Below are 254 nucleotides of genomic sequence, written 5' to 3' on the forward strand. Positions count from 1 at the left end.
TGGGTGAGGTCTTCGATTTCATCGATGTTAGTGACATAAACCGTCACCTCATCGCCCTGCTGGACGGTGAACTCGGTGAGACCGAAGGCTGGCGCGGCAGACGTCATATAAACGCGCACCTTGTTGCCGTCCCGGATCACCTCATTCGCGTCCATCAGGTCGAGACCATCGGCTTTTGCCTGAGTGACGGCATCGGCGAAGAATGGGTCCTCACGGCTCCAGAAGTTGACGGGATTGATCTTCGAGCGATGAAC

General features: G+C 56.3%; 1 pseudogene. It reads right to left on the reverse strand.

The window, feature by feature from the left end:
• A pseudogene (locus HWX93_RS22850) lies at positions 1 to 254 on the reverse strand (TAT-dependent nitrous-oxide reductase); the annotation flags it as partial.

It is taken from the genome of Brucella tritici, assembly GCF_902825325.1.
Lineage (GTDB): Bacteria > Pseudomonadota > Alphaproteobacteria > Rhizobiales > Rhizobiaceae > Brucella.